Raw genomic sequence first — 19,599 nt, forward strand, 5'->3', positions numbered from 1 at the left:
CCAGGCAACTCTCGGCTCTTTCCCAAGTTGGCTTTCGGTTCCAAACCCCGCAGCTTGGGAGGGGAGTGAAGTGACTGCATCACTTGGCGTGGTCTCTGAACCTCCGCGAGAGCCTTGCCGCAGAAGATTCAGGTAGATCCTGCGAATGAAACCTTGGACGTGAAATGCGGTTAGACCGCCACAACTCCTTCGGAGTAGGACCCGCTAACACCCACACCCAACGTAGGCTCGCTGAAGCTCGCCAACGTTGGGCTTTTAGCCACATCCTCTTCGAGGAAGAACTTCGATTTGGTGACACCCCAAGACGCGCGCTGTGGGGGTCAAAGAACCACTTTATGGTGCCCGCCTCAGTTCGGAATTGATCCCCAGCGGGGATCTCTAGCACAGCCCAACGTTGGACGAGCCTAAGCGAGTCAACGTTGGGTATCCGCCACAGAGGGTGATCAGGTGGGAAGGCCGACAGAATCCGCTTTCACCACACCACCTTCAACGCCCCCATGGCATCAATGTTTTGTCGCACCTCGCGAGGCCACACGTTGACTGAAGTTCCCGGCAAGATGCCGAAAACAGCACGCAAGATGCGTGCGCTCCTCAAGCTTCCCTGGCACAAACCATTGTAGACCCGCCTCAAGATGGAGGGCATTTCAGACCATTTGCGGTAGGAGATCCAAGAGGCCCAGGCAATCTGGAACTACCAACAGTCTCGACTGACGATGCACACAACCTCCCTCTGCGTCAGATCGAAGTCCTTTAACCGAGCTTAGCTCACCGCACGACCACGCTGGCGAGGTCAGCGATAGTTCGCCTGCACCGCGGAGTTTGTCGCCGATCGTTGGAATGGATCCGTGCATAGACGAAGTGGTTGATCATTTGGCCGCGTATCCTGGTGGCGACTGAGCCGACGGGGACCGTCGGACTACACCGAAGCGCGACTCCGGAACATGTCACCACGTGCTGACTGCTTTGAAATCTGAAGAGGAACGCCCCGTGTTCGACGATGCCTCGACAAGATGATGCATCCAAGCCCCCAACTGACTGGCTTAAATTTCCTCGTATCCTGACCTGGGGTCATCCTACCTGCCGTCACCACCATCTGCCAACTGAATCCGAACCTCTGGGCACCGGCTCCGCAGCCCCGATTTCCTCAAGATTCCTTAGACAAAGTTTGTCCATACTACATCAAAAATCGCCTTTCAGAAACGCGTCTTTGGCGAATTCCAGCGCCCACACCCATGTCTAGAGTCATAAAAGGGCATCGACGCGTCAGAATCGATTTCTGAGCGATCTAGGGCAGGGGACTTTTGGCAAATTTCGCCAGTCCCCGCTTCAGGCCATCCCTCCCCCAATTTTTCAGGCGACCCGGCCCGGCCCCAAAATATTGTCCATCTTCACCCAATCTTGCCATTCCTATTTCACCCCTCCCGAACCGAGTGCGCCTCATACGCTTTTTGAAAATCGGCGTACGCTTCCTCAAGCCCCTCCTTCATTCCGATCTTCGGTCCCCATCCCAATGCCGACATGCGGGACACGTCCATCAACTTACGCGGCGTGCCGTCTGGCTTGGTAGTGTCGAACACAAGCTCACCTTCATAGCCGACCACTGATTTCACCAACTCGGCCAATGCGCGAATGGTGATGTCATCGCCGCAGCCGATGTTCACCCAGTCCGGAGGATTTTCCGACTCAAGCAGATGGAGACAACCGTCTGCCAAATCATCGACATGCAGGAATTCGCGCCGCGGGGTGCCGGTACCCCAAACGACCACTTCGGGCACTCCCTTTAGCTTCGCTTCATGGAAGCGGCGCAAGAGTGCGGGAATCACGTGTGAGTTCTCGGGGTGATAGTTGTCGCCTGGGCCATAGAGATTCGTCGGCATCGCCGAGTGAAACAGCACGCCATGCTGCGCGCGATAGTGCTGGCATAATTTCAGACCCGCGATCTTTGCCACCGCATAGGCTTCGTTGGTGAGTTCGAGCGGTCCCGTCAAAAGGGAATCTTCCGGCATGGGCTGCGGGGCCAGTCGGGGATAGATGCAGGAGCTGCCCAAGAACAGCAATCGCTTCACCCCGTTCTTGAAAGCCGCGTGGACGCAATTCGAAGCGATCATCAAATTGTCGTACAAGAAATCGGCAGGGTAGGTGTTGTTGGCGTGAATGCCGCCTACCTTGGCCGCTGCCACGACCACCACATCCGGTCGGTGCTTGGCGAACCAAGATTCCACACTCGCCTGGTTCACCAGATCCAGCTCGCTCCGTCCTGCCGTCAGAATCTTCTGATGCCCTTTTGCCTGGAGAGCCCGCACCAGGGCACCTCCAACCATACCGCGGTGCCCAGCAATGAAGACAGGAGAGGCCAGATCGAGTGAAGTCATGGGCAAAACCATGAACGGGGACGTTCTCGCGGTCAATCGCGACGCTTGTCTTGTCTCGAGTGCTTTCTCCCCAACGCCGACTTCCGTCGTTTCGCAATACCGCACTTGGCCTTCACCGAGGCTGACTCTTGCTCGCAGCGCAAAATGGATCCCTCTCCACCCGGATCGACTTGCATCACCACGCATTCGCATGACTCCGGTTTGAGCAGGTCCCCGACGACAGGACCGACTTCAAACTCATCGCGCCTTTCCCGGGCAGCGCGATACCTGTGACACCATTGATTCTTTCATTGAACCCACACCCATCAGGCCAAAGCCACGGCCCCTGTTCTCCCTGGAAAACGAGGGCAAAGGAGCCAACATCAACTCCCTGCCGAGGCCTGGAACCTTGGGAAAATCACCAGTGTACTGGTCTAGAACCTGACATCTACGTTACAGATCGATTCAGGAAACAACACTCAGCAGCAGCCGGTCACGGAAAACCCTCGAAAACACGCTTTGAAACTGCAACCGGACTGTTTCCTGGATGGACTGACCAAGGCAGCCCCCCCGGGGCTCTCCAGGCTTGTGGCATGAGAAGGTGAACCTTTGCGACCCTTCTGGACGCCGTCTTTTCAACCTGCCCATCTTGTTGCACTGGGCATCCCGGTTGTACCGCAAAACTGCCCAGAACGCCCATCCAGCCCCCAAATGCCGTCCTCCGGAGGAAATCTGCTCCTTGACTCCGTCAACTCCAACCATTCCGGCACCTTCTCCAGCCACTCTGCCAGCATGGCTGGCTCCTCAGGCAGGGAGAAACCTGAATCTGGACTCCCGGAAGATCCTCCAAACCTGGGACGAGAGGCGCTAGACAGCGAGGCCAGCACCTTTACAACACCCCTCTGCGGCCTCCCAGTCGGCCAAAATCACGTCGCAAAGACCGCGGGAGACCGCTCCCCGGCAGGCAACGCACCGTCCTCCCACACACTCTCTTCTTGCCCCGGGGCACAGCCGAGTCTAGGCTGCGCCCCCTCACTCCTATGGCAGATCGGCGTATTCTTGTAACCGGCGGCGCGGGCTTCATCGGCTCGAACCTTGTTCATTACCTTCTCGGCAAGGCCGAACAGGAGCACGGCATCACCGTCTCCAAGGTGGTCAACCTCGACAAGCTGACCTACGCGGGCAACCGCTCCAGCCTCGCCTCCCTGGTCGACGATCCCCGCCATGTGCTGGTGGAAGGGGACATCCAGAACAGTGAGCTGGTCGCCTTCCTCCTCAGGAAATACAATCTCAACGCCATCATGCACCTCGCTGCCGAGTCGCATGTGGACCGATCCATCGATTCCCCGGAGGAGTTCATCATGACGAACTTCGTGGGCACCTTTAAGCTGCTGGACACCGCCCGTGTTTACCACAAGGAGCGCCAGGCGGCCGGGCAGAGCGACTTCCGCTTCCTCCACGTCAGCACCGATGAGGTCTTCGGCTCCCTGGGCCCCAGCGATCCCGCATTCTCCGAGACGACCCCGTACGCACCGAACAGCCCGTACTCCGCCAGCAAGGCCGGCAGTGACCACCTCGCCCGGTCGTATGTGCACACGTTCCACCTGCCTGTTGTTACCACGAACTGCTCCAACAACTACGGCCCCTTCCAGTTCCCGGAAAAACTCATGCCCCTCATGATCCAGAAGGTCATTCGCGGGGAGAAGCTGCCTGTGTACGGCGACGGCTCCAACGTGCGTGACTGGCTCTATGTAGAGGACCACTGCCGTGGCCTCACCCTTGCCATGCTGAAAGGGGAGATTGGTGAGACCTACAACATCGGTGGCAAGTGCGAGATGAAAAACATCGAAGTCGTGCACGCGCTCATCAATGCCGTGAACGCCGAGCGCCCCGATCTCAACCGTGATCCGGCCGAGCTCATCACTTTCGTCAAAGACCGCCCGGGACATGACCGCCGCTACGCCATCGACTGCACGAAGATCGGTCGCGAACTCGGCTGGCAGCCCCAGGAAACCTTCGACAGCGGCATGCGCAAGACTGTCCGCTGGTACCTCGACCATGCGAACTGGATCGAGGAAATTGAGCGCAAGTACCAGCTCGAACGTCTCGGTCACGCCTGAGTCCAGCCAATCATCCTTCCCGTTCGATCATCCATGAGACGACCGATTCCAGGCGGATTGCTCATCGCCATCGAGGGCATCGACGGTGCGGGGAAGACCACGGTCTCCGCCACCCTCGCCCAATGGTGCGGGGAGCGGGGTCTCCTATGCGCCCTGTCCAAGGAACCCACCAGCCTGGAGTGGGGCCGCAAGCTGCGCGAGTCTGCCGCGAGTGGCCGTCTCACCCTGGCCCAGGAGCTCGACCTCTTTCACAAGGATCGCGAGCAGCACAGTGAAGGGTCCATCCAGCCAGCCCTGGATGAGGACGCCATCATGGTCCTGGACCGCTACTACTGGAGCACCGCCGCCTATCAAGGCGCCCGCGGGGCCAACGTGGATGATGTGCTGGCCTTCAACGAGACCAACTTCCCGCTGCCGGATCTCGTGCTGCTGCTCGATCTCCCGGTTGCTGCAGGGCAGGATCGCATCCGCGTACGGGGCGATCAGCCAAACTCCTTTGAGGATGTGGATGCCTTGACCCGCTGTCGGGAGATCTTCCTCCAGCTGCCTGGTCGCAGTCAGGCGCGTTGCGTCATTGTCGATGCCTCCCGTCCCTGGCGTGAAGTTTCCAAGGAGTGTCTCGCCCTGTTCAAGCAAGCCGCTCAGCAGAAGCTCTGGAAAACTGCCAGCCCGCGCTCGCTTAGCACGGAAGCCCTTGCTCTTTTTGGGGAGTAGAACTTGATCACCGCCTCGCGGCGGTGATCGCCAGCTCCCGTGAATCATGGTAATGTGGAGCCTCACCCGCACTGTCATGAAAGAGGTGTTCGTCCATCCCGATTCCGCTCGCGTCGGCTTGTGTAAATCCCTGCTGGAAGAGGCAGGTATTGCCTGCTTCATCCGCAACGAGCATACCAGCAGCGTCTTCGCCGGCATGCCGGTGCCCCTGTTCTATCCGGCCTTGTGCATTCACAACGACGCAGATCTCCATGCCGCACTTTCGATCGTGGAGTCCACCCAAAACATCGCTGAACCCGAGGGCAACGAATGGCAGTGCCCCACCTGTGGGGAGAGCGTGCCTCCGGGCTTCGACATCTGCTGGAACTGCGAGGCAGGCAGGCCGCTCAAGTAGCCTCAAGAACAAGGGGCAGGGGAGTTCTGGACACAACTTTTGCCAGGGTCCCCCTCAGCACGCCGCTTAGCAGTTGCACCACCCGCACTCCCGCGCACACTCAGCGCATGAGCGCACGCAAAGGCATTGTACTCGCCGGTGGATCCGGCACCCGGCTATTCCCCCTCACTATCGCCGTGAGCAAGCAGCTCATGCCGGTGTATGACAAGCCGATGATCTATTACCCGCTGTCCGCTCTCATGCTGGCAGACATCCGGGACATCCTCATAATTTCTACTCCTCATGATCTTCCTGGTTTCCAGAAGCTCCTCGGAGACGGCTCCCAGTTCGGCCTCAACTTTGAGTATGCCGAGCAGCCCAAACCCGAAGGCCTCGCCCAGGCTTTCTTGATCGGGGAGAAGTTCCTCGATGGCAGCCCAGCCGCCTTGGTTTTGGGGGACAACCTTTTTTACGGCACCCAGTTCCGCAAGGCCGTGGAGCGCGCGGGAGCCCAGACCTCTGGAGCCACCATCTTCGGCTACTATACCGCCACCCCCGAGATCTACGGCGTCGTCGAGTTCGACAAGGCGGGGAAGGCCATTTCCCTGGAAGAAAAGCCCAAGCAGCCCAAGTCCAACTACGCGGTGCCAGGCGTGTATTTCTACGACCAGCGCGTCTGCGAACTGGCCCGCTCCATCAAGCCCAGCGCCCGTGGTGAATTGGAAATCACTGACCTCAACCGCATCTACCTCGAGGCTGGCGAGCTTCAGGTGGAAGTGCTGGGACGCGGCGTCGCCTGGCTGGACACCGGGTCCCCCGACTCCCTCCTTGAGGCGGCCGAATTCGTGCAGGTCATCCAGCATCGCCAGGGCCTCAAGATCTCCTGCCTGGAAGAAATCTCCTACAACAAGCATTGGATCTCCAAGAGCCAACTCCTGGCTTCGGCGGAAAAGTTCGGCAAGACCGAGTATGGCGACTACCTTCGCAAACTCGCGCAGTACGATCACACCACGGCTTCGCACGGCCCCATTGCCTAGGCCGAAGCGCTCCCATCTCTTCCTCACGAGCCCATGCTGGACGATGGAAACCACCGCCCGGGCGTGACATGGCTCGCGGCTGCGACCGCGCTCCTGCCCACCTTGGTGGTGCAGGAGTTCACCCGCATCGTCTTGCTGCCCAAGCTCGACAAATTCTACGAAGTCGCCGCTGCCTCCCTGCAGAACCCGGAGCTCCACACCCTGCATCGCGCGGTGCATCTTGTTCTGGGCAATGCCGCGTCTGTCCTCCCTGCGCTGATCGTACTCATTCTGTTGCTGGAATGGATTGTAAAACCGTCCAAACGGGTGCGAAGCCTGGGCGCAGCCATGATCGCGGTGGCGTACAACACCGCTGTACTTCTTGGCGTGGTGGTCGTTGCCATCCTCTTCGCCGTTACGGGTCCCGAGACCAGCAGGTCTGAGCCGGCGAAAACACCGCCGACACCTGCATCGACCGGGGCTCCGGCTCCGTCGAACGCCCGCTGAGGCGTGCCTTCAGCAAAAAAACCTTTTTGACTCCTATTTCCATGAATAACAGCCTGCCCCCAAAGTCCACCTCCCGGCCCCCGGAAAAGGACTTCACCGCCGGTGGCATCTTTGACCTGGCGGAAAAGCCGAGGGGCACGACCGGCGATCACGATCTGGACGACCGGCTCAAAGATCTGGCGTCCACCTGGGTGGATGATGAGCGCAAGCGTGACCTCGTCGCGGGTCTGCTCATGACCAGCCTCAAGATCGGCCGTGACAACACTGGGATGGGTGACCTGAAGATGCTCCACCGCGCCCTGCGCGAGATGCGTCATGCCAACAAGGTCTTCCAGGCGTATCGCCACGTCCGCAAGGTCTCCGTTTTCGGCTCCGCCCGCACCCATTCGGGCATGCCTGCTTATCATTCTGCCGAGGCCTTCTCGCAGCGCATGGTCGAGGAGGGGTTCATGGTCATTACCGGGGCAGGGGATGGCATCATGGGTGCCGCCCAGCGCGGCGCCGGGCGGGAGCAGAGTTTCGGCCTCAACATCCGGCTGCCCTTTGAGCAGAGCGCCAACGACACCATCGTCGGCGATGAGAAACTCGTCACCTTCAACTACTTCTTCACCCGCAAGCTTTCCTTCGTGAAGGAGGCTGATGCTGTGGCGCTTTTCCCCGGTGGATTTGGCACCATGGACGAGATGTTTGAGAGCATTACCCTCATCCAGACGGGCAAGGCTTCCATCCTGCCCGTGGTCCTGGTGGATGAGCCCGGCGGCACCTACTGGTCCACCTTCTTCGCCTTCGTGCGTGAGCACCTCTACGGCCACGGCCTCATCTCACAGGAGGACATGAGCCTCATTCACATCACCGACAATGTCGATGAAGCCGTCCGCGTCATCACCACCTTCTACAAAGTGTTCCACTCCTACCGTCACGTAAAGGAGCGCACCGTCTTCCGCATCAAGCGCAAGCTCACTCCTGCGGCCGTGACCAAGCTCAACACCGATTTCGCAGACATCATCAAGGCCCCTCTGGAACAGGCCACCGCCCTGCCCGAGGAGCAAAACGAGGAGGGCATTTCCCACCTGCCCCGTCTCATCGGTACGATGAAACACGGCGAGTACGGCCGCTGGCGCCAGTTGATTGATGCCATCAACATGGCCCAGGTCATCCCTGCCAAGCTCTAAACCCTCCAAGCCGTCAAGCATCGTCATGGGAGCACTGGCCCGATTCCACCTCCATCCTTCCTCCTGGCAGCCGGCCACCGGCAGCCTGATGCTGGACGGCGATGAGGCCCGTCACTGCACCTCGGTGATGCGGCACACTGTGGGTGATGAAATAACCGTATTTGACGGTGCGGGGATCTCTGCCCGCTGCCGGATCGTCGCGGCCACTGGCAAGACGGTGGAACTCGAGGTTGTCGAGACCTCGTCCACACCTGCTCCGTCCGTGTCCATCGCCCTGGTTCAGGCCGTGCCCAAGGGCAGCAACATGGAATGGATCGTCGAGAAGGCTGTGGAGCTGGGCGTCAACGCCATTCACCCTGTGTTGACGACTAGAACCGTGGTGAAGCTCGACAAGAAGGAGGCCGCAAAGAAACAGGAGAAGTGGCAGCGGCTCGCGCTCGAGGCCTGCAAGCAGTGCGGGCAAAACTGGCTGCCTGTCATTCACCCGCCCGCCCCCTATGCAGAGGTCATGGTGGGATTGCCGCCGCATGATCTCCGTATCATTGCCGCCATCCAGGATGATTCGAGGCCTCTCAAGGAGATCTTGAAGGACCGGGCGGAGCAGGGGAGTGTGATTTCATCGACCCTGCTGTGCATTGGTCCAGAAGGAGACTTCACTCCTGCGGAATACCAGATCGCACGGGACCACGGCTGCGTGCCGATGAGTCTCGGACCCATCATCCTGCGCGTGGAAACCGCGACGATGTACGGGCTGAGCGTGCTGGGGCATGAGTTGAGGCAGGTGCCTGGTGCGTAGTGCATGGTTTCACTCGGCGGCGATCGTCGATTCGAGGCGAACAAACCAACCGTCTCGTGTTTTAAGCAGATGCCAAGGAACCTGCAAGGTCCCCCACGCTCTCAGTCGAAGCTCTTCCTCGAAGAGGATCCGGCTACAAGCCCAATGTTGACGAGCTTCCAGCGAGTCTACGTTGGGTAGGTGCGAGTATTGAATTTACTCCGAAGGAGTTTCGGCGGTCTGATGCGGGTTCTGTGAGTCAACAGAACATCCTGACCGCGTAAACGCGGAACTCCAACCCTGACGGCGAATGGGAGGTGGTCGCTTGGTAATCAGGGCCGGTGTGATGCTGCCTGAGGACGATCGACTGTGCGGGGTTGAAAACCCCCGCCTCGTTTGCCTGGGGCGGGATATCACAACAAAAAAGCGGCGCATGGGTCACATGCGCCGCCTTCAGAAGATTCTATTCTGCGAACTCCGCTTACACCAGCATGAGAGCCGGGTTCTCGATGAGCTTGCGCATCTCGGCGAGGAAGGTGGCCGCTACGGCTCCGTCCACCACGCGGTGGTCACCGCTCAGGCCCACCCACATGCGCTGACCCACCACAATCTGGCCTTTCTCATCCACCACCGGCGCGCTACGGATGCTGCCGATGCTGACGATGGCCGCCTGGGGCGGGTTGATGATCGCAGCGAACTGGTCGATGCCATAGGCCCCCAGGTTGCTCACGGTGATGGTGCCGCCAGCGAACTCATCTGGGCTGAGCTTTTTGTTCTTGGCCTTGCCAGCAAGATCCTTCACCGCCGCGCTGATTTCCAGCAGCGTCTTGGTCTCGGCGGCCTTGATCACCGGGGTCACGAGACCTTCGGGAATCGCGATGGCCACACTCAGGTTCACGTGCTTGAACTGCACAATGGCGTCACCGTCGAAGGAGGCGTTCACTGCCGGAACTGTCGCTGCGGCACGAACCACGGCTTTCAGGATGAAGTCGTTCACCGTGTACTTGTTCCCGCTGGTCTTCTCCGACTGCGCGTTGATGTGCGCGCGGAAGGTCATGAGAGGACCGGCATCCACCTCCATCTGCAGGTAGAAGTGGGGGATCTGGGTCTTGCTGGCCAGGAGGCGCTCAGCGATGATGTTGCGCATGCCCGTGAGGGGGATGCGCTGGTCATCTGGGCCCGCGACAGGGCGGATGGTCTGCACGGCCTTGGCCGGAGCAGCGGCGGCACTGGCACCGCCCTGGGGGGCGCTTTCCACGTCGGCACGCACAATGCGTCCGCCGGGGCCGGAGCCTTGGATCTTGGTGAGGTCCACGCCTTTCTCCTCAGCCACCTTGCGGGCCAGCGGGGAGGCTTTGACACGCACACCATTGGCCGTTGCAGCCGGGCGGCGCTTCTGCCCAGGAGCGGTAGGGGGGAGATTGCCGGCAAAGGCTTTGCCACCCGCTGCCTTCTCAGACTTGCTGGAGGACTCTTCCTTCTTGGCAGGAGCTGGCGCATCGCTGCCAGCGATCAAAGCGTCCAGATCGGCCGGTGCTTCTTCGCCTTCGGCAAGGAGCACCACCATGGTCCCGCCGAGGGGCACCTTGTTGCCTGCCTGAGAGATAAGCTTGAACACCTTGCCCTCTTCAAAGGCCTGCATCTCCATCGTCGCCTTGTCCGTCTCCACATCGGCGATCACCTTGCCCAACTCCACGCTGTCGCCTTCTTTGATGTGCCACTTGGCGAGGGTCCCCTCGGTCATCGTGTCACTGAGCTTGGGCATCTTAATGAGTTTTGGCATGACGGGAAATCGGTTGTGGTAGGTGACTGGCTGTGAAGTGCAGCGGCCGTGCCACCATAGGGATGATACGCGCTTTGTCTAGAGAGACGGCGCACCTGCTGGCCCCCCTCCGGAAAACTTCCCGGCAGACCTCACCAGCCCGGAGCAGCGGTGGCGCTCAGGAGACGCTGCCCAGCCCCCAAATCCAGAATCTGCAACCGGCCATCCTGCCCCGCTGCCAGGAGCTTCCAGCCGCTGTCATCCAGCGCCAGAGCATCGACACGCACTCCCAATGGCGTCAGATCCACGGCAGGCGCATCCAACTTGGCCAGATCATACTGGCGCAGCCGACCGTCCACGGAGGCGGTGATGATCTTCCCCGCGCCCAGAACCACTCGGGTCACCTCCTGGCGTCCCCCTTTCAGCAGCTTGTCCTTGGTCCTTCCGCCGCCATCCACGCTTTCATCCCACTTCCACCGGCGTACCTCTCCATCGGCTGCAGAGGTCGTTACCGTCGCACCATCGGCATCAAACACCGCACTGGTCACTGCGCCGCCGTGGTTGGCAAAAGTCAGCCCGGGACTGCCATCCTCGCTCGCCAACACCTTGGCGGTCCGGTCGCGGCTGGTGCTCACCACATGCTTCCCGTCAGGGGCGAAGGTCAGGGAAGTCACCCAGTCCGCGTGGGCCTCAGCCTTCCAGGCAAGTTTCCAGTCGCTCGTGTGGTACACCCGTACGGTGTTGTCGGTACCACCCGCCGCCAGGAGGTTGCCGTCTGGTGAAAACGCCACCGCCAGCACTGTGTCTTTGCTTCCGGGCAGACGCTTGACCACTTTCCCGGAGGCGCGATCCACCACCAGCAGCTCGCCACCTCTGCCTGGGGATCCACCCGCCACCGCTAGCAGGCGGCCGCTGCGCTGCAGGGCCAGCCCGAGCACCCGCTCTGGCAAGTTGCCGAGCCGACGCACCAACCGTCCCTCCGGCACCGACCATTCCAACACCTCATGATACCCGCTGGTGAACGCCGTCTGTCCGTCACCCGCCATCACCGCCGCCGTGATGGGTAGTGGCCGGGGATACTTCTCCGGGGCCTTGGCACTGGTCTTCCCGCTGGCAGCAGAGATCACCTCGTTGAGCGCCAGCCTGGCATCGCTGCCGTCGAACTTGCCGCCCTGCTCAATCCACCGTTTCACCAGGGCCACCTGTTCAGGGGGCAGGGGATCGTCGTTCGCGGGCATGCGCTCGTCCTCATCTGCGGTGACCAGCCGGGTGAAGAGGGTGCTGGCATCCGGCTTGCTGGCGGTCAGTGGAGCCAGCTCGCTGTCGCCGGCTTTCGTCACGTGCTCAAACGTGTCCACTCGATAGCCACCCTTGGCCTTCTTCTCCTGATGGCAGGTCAGGCACTTGTCCGCCAGGATCGGGGCGATGTCCTTCTGAAACGAAACCGGCCCCTCCGCCCCATGGGACGACTGTGCGAACAGACCTGCCATAACCAGCACCCAGGCCCCTGAGCGGTACCTGCACCGTGAAGTTTGCGGTTTCAAATCTGGCGATTTCATGCTTCTTGCCACCGGCACAGTACGACTCTGCCCGCTCCATCTTATCCTTCCTATCCCACTCGACATGTCCAACGCCACCGCCCAAGAAGCCCTCCTCGAGATCCTCCTAAAAAAGTCCGTCATGTTCGGCGATTTCACGCTGGCCTCCGGTGCCAAGAGCGACCTGTACGTGGACTGCCGACTGACCACGCTGGATGCGAAGGGGGCCTTTCTCGTGGGGCAGGTGATGTTCCCCATCGTGCGTCAGGCGGAGCAGGAGCTGGGCATCAAGGCGGACGGTGTGGGTGGGCTTACCATGGGCGCTGACCCAGTGGCCCTTGCCATCTCCATTGCCTCCCACCTGGCCGAACCGGAGTCACCACTCAACGCCTACAGCGTCCGCAAAGAAGCGAAAAAACACGGCCGTCAGAAGCTGGTGGAAGGCAACTTCAAAGCTGGGGACAGCGTCGTGGTGGTGGATGACGTGATCACCACCGGCGGATCCACGATCAAGGCCATCGAAGCCATCGAAGCCGAGGGCGGCAAGGTCGCCTTCGTCCTCGTCCTGCTCGACCGCGAAGAAGGCGGCAAGGCCAACATCGAGGCCAAAGGCTACAAGGTCTATCCCGCCCTGACCCGCAGCATGCTCATCAAGAAGTGATGCTCCCAACCCCGGAGGATGATCATTTCCTCCATCAAGTTGGCAGACTTTAGAGGTTCGACAATTCTGGCGGGATCGCCTACCATCCGCGCATGGCCACGATCCCCCAGATCGTCGAAAACCTTGAGCGCCTCACTCCGGAGGACCTTGAGGTCACCTCAAGCTTTGTCCAGTCCCTGCTGGAGGCTCAGCAAAAGAAGCTGCTGACCATCACGGAGGAGGTTGCCGCCAAACTGGTGCCGACGCTGCCCGATCCTCCCGCGACGGGTGTCTGGAAAAAGCGCAGCCTCGCCGACACCGATGATTGGTGAGGATCGGTAGATCGGTGATTCGGTGAACCAGTAATTCAGTAGTCCAGAACCGCGTCTCCACGCGGCACGGTGCCTGCCTAATTGACGTCCAAACGACGCCAACCAAGCACTACGAACCAAGACCCTCTACGCCATCTTGCCGCGGAGGATCTCGCCGACCACCTTCGGGTTGGCCTTGCCACCGCTGGACTTCATGATCTGACCGGTCATCCAGTTGATGACCTTGTCATTGCCGGCCTTGAACTCCTCCACCTTGGCGGGATTGGCGGAAATAACTTCATCACACAGTGCCTCCAGGGCGCCGGTGTCGCTGACCTGCTCAAAACCCTTGGCCTTGATGATCGGCGTAGCGGCTTCACCGGAGGCAAACATCTCGGCAAAGACCTCCTTGGCCTGGTTGTTGGAAATCTTGCCTGCCTCGACAATGGACACGAGCTCGGCCAGAGAGGCGGGCTTGACCAGGCTCTCCTCCAGAGGTGTGCCAGCCTCATTGAGACGGCCCAGCAGCTCGTTGATCACCCAGTTGGCGACCTTCTTGGCAGGCACCTTCGTATCGGCACCGGCCGCTTCCTCGAACCAGGTGGCCAGCGCCTTGTCGCTGGCCAGCACCCCAGCGTCATAGGCGCTGATGCCATAGGCCGCCTCAAACCGGGCGCGCTTCTGGTGGGGCAGCTCCGGCACGCGGGCACGGGCGGCTTCCACGAGCGGGGCCGTGCGGATCGGAAGGAGGTCGGGGCAGGGGAAATAACGGTAATCATGCGCGTCCTCCTTGGTCCGCATCATGATGGTCTCCCCGCGCTCGTCATCCCAGCGGAGGGTGCTTTGGATGAGCTTCTCACCCTTGTCCAGAGCCTCCGTCTGACGCGCCACTTCAGCGTGGATGGCACGACGGATCGCGCTCATGGAGTTCAGGTTCTTGAGCTCGATCTTCGCGCCCAGCTCCGTCTGGCCTTCCGGGCGGAGGCTGATGTTCACGTCACAGCGCAGGTTGCCCTTCTCCATGTCCGCATCGCTCACCCCGCCATAGATCAGGATCTGGCGCAGGCTCGTGAGGTAGGCAAAGGCCTCCTCAGCACTGTCGATGTCCGGATCACTCACGATTTCCATGAGTGGCGTCCCGGCACGGTTGAAGTCCAGCATCGTCCCGGCACCGGTATGCGTGCTCTTGCCCACGTCCTCCTCCAGGTGGATGCGGGTCAGCTTCACCACCTTGCCGGGATTCTTGATGCTCTTCTGCGCATCCTTGGGGTACGCCAGATCATACAGCGGCACCCCGCCACCGATGCACAGCGGCAGGTCGAACTGGCTGAGCTGGTAGTTCTTGGGCATATCCGGGTAGAAGTAGTTCTTCCGGTCCCACTTGGAGATTTCCGGCGTGCCGCAGTTCAGCATCAGGCCGGTCAGCAGCGTCTTCTCAATCGCCTCCAAGTTCAGCACCGGCAGCGCTCCTGGCAGCCCCAGGCAGGTGGGGCAGGTATGCGTATTCGGCTCGGCTCCGTATTCCGCCGGGCAGGGGCAGAACATCTTGCTGCGCGTGTTGAGCTGCGCATGAACTTCGAGGCCGATGGTGGTGATGTACTTGGGCATGTGCGGAACGGACGGAACGTCTCGGGAGCCCGTAACAACGGCACAATGCGGCTGAATTCAAGCAGAACCGAAACGCCACCGCGTCCCGCCTCTTCAAGAGGGGTCGTGCGACAGATAGGTCAGGATTTCGCGTCGGGCCGGTTGCTGGTCCAGCCAGCTTTTGATCTCCTCCGCACGCTCCATCACCTCGGGTCCCAGTATCCCTACAAACCGGGCCCGAAAGGCCGCCTCCAGCCCCCTGGGTTCATCATGGGCGGTTGCACGGCCCTTTTCCAAGGTCTGTTGCGCCGCCTGCTTCTCATGAATCACCTGTTCCAGCGCTTCCCGCCTCACCTTGGCCTGCCAGGGTGCCGTCATGATCAGGTGCACCTCATCATGAAAGTTCCGGCTCCGCAGCGCCTCCCATTCATTGAGGTCAAACCAGATCCCGGCCGCGGAGCGATCCACGGAGAATTCAAAACCATGGCCTACCTTGTATCGGGTCATCAGGGTTCCCGTCTCTGGGCAGATTTTCACCTTGTGGGAATCCTCTGACTCCAACTGGTAGCCCCGATCCTCGCCAGGAGGGAGGTGGGGGAGACGAGCTGGCTGCTGGCTCAACCATCGCCAGTAGTTTTGATAGGGCAGCCAATGTCCGCCAGAAACGGGGCAGCGGTAGGCTACCAATCCCGGTTGCAGCTCCACCCGGTTCATACGCGACTTGGAATCCACAGGACTGATCATGGGAGAGAACAATGGGGGTTGAGTCGCTCGGGCAGGGGAGGGGAGCCAGCCGGTCCGGGCACGACCTCATCGGTCGTACACCGTTTTACCGGCTGCACTGCGCCCGCTGCCGCAGCAGGTGGTCGCAGAGTACCAGATGCACCATGGCCTCGACAATAGGCACGGCACGCGGCAACACACAGGGATCGTGACGACCACGAGCCTTCAGCGTGGCTGCCTCGCCATCCTTGGTCACCGTGTTCTGCTCACGCAGCAAGGTTGCCGTGGGCTTGAACGCGACTCGGAAGATGATCTCCTCGCCGTTGCTGATGCCGCCCTGGATCCCGCCGCTGCGGTTGGTCCGGGTGCGCACGCGATCACCTTCCATGTAAAATTCGTCGTTGTGCTCCAGGCCGGTCAGCTGCGTGCCGGCAAAGCCGCTGCCAATCTCAAAACCCTTGGTCGCAGGCAGGCTCAGCATGGCCTTGGCCAGATCCGCTTCCAGCTTGTCAAACACCGGTTCGCCCAGACCCACAGGAACGCCACGCACCACGCACTCTACCACACCGCCCACGGAGTTGCCCTGCCTCCGGATTTCATCGATCAGCTCCACCATCTTCTCGGCGGCCACGGGATCCGCCGTGCGCACGATGTTGGATTCAATGGACTCACGGGTAATCTGCTCCGGTGTCGGATGGGCCTCGATATCGCGCACCGTCTTCACGTACGCCAGGCACTGGTAGCCTGCACAGGAGGCCTCGATGACCTTGCGGGCGATGGCACCTGCCGCCACCCGGCCAATCGTCTCACGGGCACTGGAGCGCCCGCCACCGGCCACAGCCCGCACACCGTACTTGGCGTCATACGTGAAATCCGCGTGAGAGGGGCGGTAGGCCGTCTCCATCTCCTTGTAAGCATCTGACCGCTGGTCCTCATTGGGCACCATGATGCTGATCGGAGTGCCCAGCGTCTGGCCGTCTACCACGCCGGACAAGATCTGGCATTTGTCACCTTCCTTGCGTTGCGTCACGATCTTGCTCTGCCCAGGACGACGACGATCCAGTTCCACCTGGATATCGGCCTCTGTCAGCGTAATCTGAGGCGGGCAGCCATCCACGATGCATCCCACTGCCAGGCCATGCGATTCGCCATAGGTGCTGACGCGGAAGAGAGTGCCAAAGCTGCTGGACATGGAAAAAAGGGGAGGCGCAGGAAGTGAGACGTGAACCGTCACCTTGGCGCGATTTCCCGTTGAACGCAAGAATGAGCACGTCCTGCTCTTGACTGTCTGCTTTTCCGTTCAAGGGCACTTCGCTGGTCCGGTTCCGGCCCGAAGTTCTTCCCAGCGTTATGATTCATTAAATTTTGAACCCCAACACTTCATATCCGTATAGGCTGTGGGTATGTTAACAACTGTGTTCTTCATCGGTGACAAACCCGTTCCACGGCGAACGACCCCGTGAAGAGTGTGGGTACAGGATGCGAGGCAAGTGACCTCCAAGTCTCGTTTGAGAACAAGGTTGAGATTGTTGGCTTGGTTCTTCGCAATTTTGTTCACAAGAATTGATCACGTCCTCATTAATGATAAATATATCTTAGTATTTAAGCAATATAAATTATCAAGGTTCGATGGATTGGGTCTTTTGGCAGCTGAAAAACTGAGAAACCATAATCCACTAGCACCTCCGCAACGCGTGGAAGCATGGATTCGCAAATCCGGGGTCGCTGGGTTCGGCCATGCAAGGGCCATATAATTTCCATGATCCGAGCCGTTCGGGCTGACAGATGAGCTCCGGTAACGTGTCAGCAGTAGGTTGGGTGGGGGGCCTGTCAGGCCTGACCTTCGCCAAGTGTCTTGGCCGTAAGAGCAATCAACTCCGGCAGAGCAAGCGCGGCCTGTGCGGCAGCCGTCTGGGCTTCTTTCTTGCTGCGACCGGTTCCCGCTGCCAGATCCCGGTCCTGCCAGACCACAACGGCTTGGAAGACCTTTTGATGATCCGGGCCCTCGGCCGCGATGATGCGGTAGGTGGGAGTGTTGCCACCTTCGCCTTGCAGAAGCTCTTGGAGTTGCCCCTTGGGGTTGAGCTCCACAGGTGAATGCTGCAGCGCAGCCAGATCGTGGCTCCAGTGATGTAGCACGAAGGGGCGCACGGCTTCGATTCCGCCATCCAGGTACACCGCGCCAATGACGGCTTCCATCACATCTGCCAGAGTGGATTCCCGGGCACGTCCCCCGTTGGATTCCTCCCCTTTGCCCAGCAGCAGATCTCTGCCCAGGCTCAGATGACGTGCGATGTGGGCGAGGGTGCGGGTCTGGACCAGCCGGGTGCGCAGCTTGGTAAGCAGGCCCTCATCATCCAGGGGAAACTGGTGGTAGATGGCCTCAGAGAGGACCAGCTGCAGCACGGCGTCACCCAGATACTCCAGGCGCTGATTATGGCGCTGCGGGTTCTTGCTCTCGTACGGGAGGCTGGGATGCGTCAATGCTTCCTGCAGCAGTTCGGGCTGCTTGAACTGATAGGCGATGCGCGATTCCAGCGAATCCATTTACGGGGTGTGGCGATTGCCACGAAAAGACGCTGTTGGGGTGACCGACGGGACTCGAACCCGCAACAACCAGAATCACAATCTGGGACTCCACCGTTGAGCTACGGCCACCATTTTAACAGCGGAGTCGCACTGTATTGAGAAATCCTCGGCTGGCAACTGAAAACTCGTCATGGGCTGGAATTGTGCAGGTGGGATGAGTGGCCATGCACCAGCACAGTTCCACACAATTTCGTATCTCTGCTCGCAATCCCCCTTCGGAATGCGTAGCTAAATTAACCCAACTACCAGCAAGCCCGCCTCACCGGTTCCATCGCATGTCCGACCTCACCCCTGAAACTTCCAGTTCCAACGCAGCCCCGGTCGGATTCAAAGAATGGGCCTTTGTCTGCGAAGCCCTTGGGCAAGGGGTGCAGACCCTGATCCTGCGCAAAGGTGGGATCCACGAGGGCAAGAAGGGCTTCCATTTTGAGCACGAAGATTTCTGGCTGTTCCCCACTGGCTTCCATGCCCAGGGCGACCAGCTGCTGTGGCTGCCAGAGGACGCAGACAAGGTGGCCGTTCCCCAGGATGAAGAACGCGAACTGGTGGATGTGAAGTACTTTGCCAAAACGCAGCAGATCTGGCGCATCACGGATTGGGACAAACTCGCCGCACTCGCCCCGTTTCACGTGTGGAAGGAAGAGGTCGTTCGTGAGCGCTTCGCCTGGAATGAGGAGAGCTGTCTGCACATCGCCCTGGTGCGGGTGCACAAGCTGCCCATCACGTGGTCTTTCCCGTACCTCAAAGGTTACGGCGGCTGCCGCTCCTGGGTGAAACTGCCGCCAGAGGGCAAGGACTTTGAACCCATCGTCACCCCAGTGCTGGCGGATGGGGTGTGGAACGAGACGGCTGAGAAAATCAAGGCTGTGCTGGGTTGAGTTGACTTTGTTTCGCTGAGCCAGGCTGTCCATGACCTCTCCGTCTGCTGCTGCTGTTACCGTCGTGCATCGTTGCTGGGCTGAAATCTCCCTCGCCGCGCTGCGCCATAACGCTGGGGTGGCCCGCACCCAGAGCGGACATGATCTCATGGCCGTGGTCAAAGCCAATGCCTACGGGCATGGGGCCGTCACGGTGGCTCGGGCGTTGCAGGATCAGGTGGCGGTCTTCGGTGTCGCTAATTTGCAGGAAGCGCTGGAGCTTCGCTCCGCTGGATTACAAACCCCCATCCTGCTGCTGGGCACCTGCCTGGCACAGGAGCAGGAACCCGCGCTGAGGGCGAGCTTTCATGTGTGCGTCAACTCCCTGGCCGAAGCCCGTGCCTGGAGCGCGCTGGCGGGGCGGCTGGGCACTATCGCACGCGGCCACGTGGTGCTGGACACCGGGATGGGCCGCATGGGTTTCATTGAACCCGAGTGGTCGGAGGACACGGTGAGGGCGCTGGTCGCTCTGCCCCACATCTCCTGGGAGGGCCTCGCCACCCA

General features: G+C 60.4%; 18 protein-coding genes and 1 tRNA gene. 11 read left to right on the forward strand and 8 right to left on the reverse strand.

Going from position 1 to position 19,599, the window contains the following annotated elements:
• Positions 1–1,412: 1,412 nt before the first annotated feature.
• Entirely contained in the window at positions 1,413–2,372 is a 960-nt protein-coding gene (locus tag BV034_RS00340; RefSeq protein ID WP_050022962.1) for a GDP-L-fucose synthase, read from the reverse strand.
• 1,019 nt (positions 2,373–3,391) lie between these two features.
• On the opposite strand from BV034_RS00340, the gene rfbB reads away from it, so the two are divergent.
• The 7 genes from rfbB (at position 3,392) to BV034_RS00375 (ending at position 9,049) form a co-directional block, all read left to right on the forward strand.
• Positions 3,392–4,471, forward strand: a complete 1,080-nt coding sequence (gene rfbB, locus BV034_RS00345; RefSeq protein ID WP_050022964.1) for a dTDP-glucose 4,6-dehydratase — start codon at positions 3,392–3,394, stop codon at positions 4,469–4,471.
• A gap of 33 nt (positions 4,472–4,504) precedes the next feature.
• Positions 4,505–5,185, forward strand: a complete 681-nt coding sequence (gene tmk, locus BV034_RS00350; RefSeq protein ID WP_081887476.1) for a dTMP kinase — start codon at positions 4,505–4,507, stop codon at positions 5,183–5,185.
• A 46-nt stretch (positions 5,186–5,231) separates the two neighbouring features.
• Positions 5,232–5,579 (forward strand): DUF2007 domain-containing protein, encoded by a 348-nt coding sequence (locus BV034_RS00355; protein ID WP_081887477.1) that lies wholly within the window; start codon positions 5,232–5,234, stop codon positions 5,577–5,579.
• Positions 5,580–5,686: 107 nt separating this feature from the next.
• Positions 5,687–6,595, forward strand: a complete 909-nt coding sequence (rfbA, locus tag BV034_RS00360; RefSeq protein WP_050022970.1) for a glucose-1-phosphate thymidylyltransferase RfbA — start codon at positions 5,687–5,689, stop codon at positions 6,593–6,595.
• A gap of 33 nt (positions 6,596–6,628) precedes the next feature.
• Positions 6,629–7,081 (forward strand): hypothetical protein, encoded by a 453-nt coding sequence (locus BV034_RS00365; protein WP_050022972.1) that lies wholly within the window; start codon positions 6,629–6,631, stop codon positions 7,079–7,081.
• Between the two features lie 41 nt (positions 7,082–7,122).
• Complete coding sequence (locus BV034_RS00370) at positions 7,123–8,253, forward strand: TIGR00730 family Rossman fold protein (RefSeq protein ID WP_050022973.1); 1,131 nt, start codon at positions 7,123–7,125, stop codon at positions 8,251–8,253.
• Between the two features lie 25 nt (positions 8,254–8,278).
• Complete coding sequence (locus tag BV034_RS00375) at positions 8,279–9,049, forward strand: 16S rRNA (uracil(1498)-N(3))-methyltransferase (RefSeq protein ID WP_050022975.1); 771 nt, start codon at positions 8,279–8,281, stop codon at positions 9,047–9,049.
• A 460-nt stretch (positions 9,050–9,509) separates the two neighbouring features.
• Here the strand turns inward: BV034_RS00375 and BV034_RS00380 are convergent, their stop codons facing one another.
• Together BV034_RS00380 and BV034_RS00385 are read right to left on the reverse strand one after the other, a co-directional pair.
• Positions 9,510–10,811: a pyruvate dehydrogenase complex dihydrolipoamide acetyltransferase gene (locus BV034_RS00380; protein WP_050022977.1), complete on the reverse strand. Its 1,302-nt coding sequence runs from the start codon at positions 10,809–10,811 to the stop codon at positions 9,510–9,512.
• Between the two features lie 131 nt (positions 10,812–10,942).
• Positions 10,943–12,280, reverse strand: coding sequence for a c-type cytochrome domain-containing protein (locus BV034_RS00385; protein ID WP_265592476.1), 1,338 nt, complete (start codon positions 12,278–12,280; stop codon positions 10,943–10,945).
• A gap of 133 nt (positions 12,281–12,413) precedes the next feature.
• Between BV034_RS00385 and pyrE the strand changes: the two genes are divergently transcribed.
• Both pyrE and BV034_RS00395 read left to right on the forward strand, forming a co-directional pair.
• Positions 12,414–12,989: an orotate phosphoribosyltransferase gene (gene pyrE / locus BV034_RS00390; protein ID WP_009957900.1), complete on the forward strand. Its 576-nt coding sequence runs from the start codon at positions 12,414–12,416 to the stop codon at positions 12,987–12,989.
• Between the two features lie 92 nt (positions 12,990–13,081).
• The gene (locus BV034_RS00395) at positions 13,082–13,300 is read left to right on the forward strand and encodes a hypothetical protein (RefSeq protein WP_050022982.1); all 219 of its coding nucleotides are present in this window, start codon (positions 13,082–13,084) and stop codon (positions 13,298–13,300) included.
• Positions 13,301–13,426: 126 nt separating this feature from the next.
• Here the strand turns inward: BV034_RS00395 and gatB are convergent, their stop codons facing one another.
• The 5 genes from gatB to BV034_RS00420 form a co-directional block, all read right to left on the reverse strand.
• A complete protein-coding gene (gene gatB, locus BV034_RS00400; RefSeq protein WP_050022985.1) occupies positions 13,427–14,887 on the reverse strand; it encodes an Asp-tRNA(Asn)/Glu-tRNA(Gln) amidotransferase subunit GatB in 1,461 nt (486 codons plus the stop codon).
• A gap of 93 nt (positions 14,888–14,980) precedes the next feature.
• On the reverse strand, positions 14,981–15,610 hold the full coding sequence (locus BV034_RS00405; protein WP_050022987.1) for a hypothetical protein: 630 nt from the start codon (positions 15,608–15,610) through the stop codon (positions 14,981–14,983).
• 85 nt (positions 15,611–15,695) lie between these two features.
• Positions 15,696–16,781, reverse strand: coding sequence for a chorismate synthase (gene aroC, locus BV034_RS00410; RefSeq protein WP_050022988.1), 1,086 nt, complete (start codon positions 16,779–16,781; stop codon positions 15,696–15,698).
• A gap of 638 nt (positions 16,782–17,419) precedes the next feature.
• Positions 17,420–18,136 carry a ribonuclease III gene (gene rnc / locus BV034_RS00415; RefSeq protein WP_050022990.1) on the reverse strand — a complete coding sequence of 239 codons (717 nt, stop codon included), beginning with the start codon at positions 18,134–18,136 and terminating at the stop codon, positions 17,420–17,422.
• A 36-nt stretch (positions 18,137–18,172) separates the two neighbouring features.
• Positions 18,173–18,247 (reverse strand) — tRNA-His (locus BV034_RS00420).
• 206 nt (positions 18,248–18,453) lie between these two features.
• On the opposite strand from BV034_RS00420, the gene BV034_RS00425 reads away from it, so the two are divergent.
• On the forward strand, positions 18,454–19,056 hold the full coding sequence (locus BV034_RS00425; RefSeq protein WP_050022992.1) for a DUF1802 family protein: 603 nt from the start codon (positions 18,454–18,456) through the stop codon (positions 19,054–19,056).
• 31 nt (positions 19,057–19,087) lie between these two features.
• Positions 19,088–19,599: alanine racemase (locus tag BV034_RS00430; protein WP_265592477.1), on the forward strand; the 512-nt coding region annotated here is incomplete at its 3' end.

Source organism: Verrucomicrobium sp. BvORR034 (assembly GCF_000739635.1).
In the GTDB taxonomy this organism is placed as follows: Bacteria; Verrucomicrobiota; Verrucomicrobiia; order Verrucomicrobiales; family Verrucomicrobiaceae; genus Verrucomicrobium.